At 47.2% G+C, this 1,457-nt stretch carries 1 protein-coding gene; it reads left to right on the top strand.

The window, feature by feature from the left end:
- Window positions 1-80: 80 nt before the first annotated feature.
- A complete protein-coding gene (locus MoGM_RS01880; RefSeq protein ID WP_016272550.1) occupies window positions 81-1,109 on the top strand; it encodes an IS110 family transposase in 1,029 nt (342 codons plus the stop codon).
- Window positions 1,110-1,457 lie beyond the last annotated feature (348 nt).

Raw genomic sequence — 1,457 nt, 5'->3', positions numbered from 1 at the left:
ACCGAGCTTGAGTTCTGCCAAGAGTGAAGGTGACGAAGATTATTGACAGTCAGATTGTATAACCAAATAATCCAATTGACATGCAACCGAGATTTAAACCAACTGTCTATTTCCGCCAGTGCGTGGGTATAGATATCGCCAAATCGACATTCATGGCCTGCCTGTCCATGCTTGATGCAGAAGGATGTAGCACATCGCCGATAGAATTCACCAATGACAGGCACGGATTCAACCAGTTCGTCAGATGGACGCGTAAAGAGTCCCTCAAAGGGTATCCGCTTTGTTTCGTCATGGAGCCTACAGGTGTATATTACGAGGCTCTTGCAATGCACCTTACCAAACTCGGGATGACCGTTCATGTTGTTCCAGCAAACCGAGTCAGGGACTTCGCAAAATACGAAGGATACAAGACTAAGACCGACAAAATCGATGCCTATATCCTCTCGATGCTCGGATGCGAGAATCGCAAGCTCAAGAATTGGGCGGCACCGGATGAGCAGTTTGCGTCAATACGGTCATTGTGCCGCCTGCGCACCTCTCTGGTAAAACACAGCACGATGCTGAAGAACCGGCTTGGAGCACTTACTGTAAGCTCTTTCTCAGACAAAAAGACTGTAAGGATATGCTCTGCCGCACTTGATGATATTGATAAAAACATATACAAAGCCGAGACCGAGATCCGGAATCTCATTGATAAATCCGAGCAATTCAAGGAAGCAGTCAGACTGTCAACTACTATTCCGGGAATAGGTCAGACTACTGCCGCCGCCATACTTGCCGAGGTCGGATGCTTCGCCAACTTCAACAATCACCGGCAGGTGGTCTCTTTTGCCGGTCTGGATGTCGTGGCCCGTCAGTCGGGTCCGCAGGATCCAAAACGCCACATATCGAAGAAAGGAAACTCGACAATCCGATCCATGCTCTACATCTGCGCGATGTCTGCCATACGTTTCAATCCCAAGATGAGAGAGTTCTATGACCGGATTAAGAAATCCAATCCGTCAGGGAAAGTGGCCCTTGTCGCCGTCATGCGCAAACTCCTGATTCTGATGTATTCAGTCTGCAAATCCAAGAAACCTTACGACCCGGAACACTCCACTAAAAACTGACAGATAAAAAAATAGGCCGGTGATAACACTCGGCCTACACGGGATGGGCGATTCCATATCGGAATGCGTCCTCCATAACTATGCGCAAATTTAAGCTGAATTTTGCACAAAACCGAGCGTTTGACAGGGAAAAATTACAACTTTATCGACAAAAACATTCCTCTCTCCTTCTGGGAGGGGATGCCCGAGCGGCGGGGGCGGACTAAACCGCCCCCAAGAGCGAATACGCGTCTTGGGTAACTTATAATTGTAGCGAATCAGATGGCAATTTACGCCATTTTGAGAAAAATACAGATATTGGTCAATTTTTCCTCAAAAAGATTTGGATTTTATCACAGTATCTAAATC

Origin of the sequence: Prevotella sp. MGM1 (genome assembly GCF_002933775.1) — a bacterium.
In the GTDB taxonomy this organism is placed as follows: Bacteria; Bacteroidota; Bacteroidia; order Bacteroidales; family Bacteroidaceae; genus Prevotella.
Note: the sequence above shows the minus strand (reverse complement) of the source record. Positions and strands in the feature narration are given on the sequence as shown.

Excerpts from the sequence above, each read along its gene's own strand:
- MoGM_RS01880 (WP_016272550.1), top strand. The coding sequence starts at position 81 with ATGCAACCGAGATTTAAACCAACTGTCTATTTCCGCCAGTGCGTGGGT.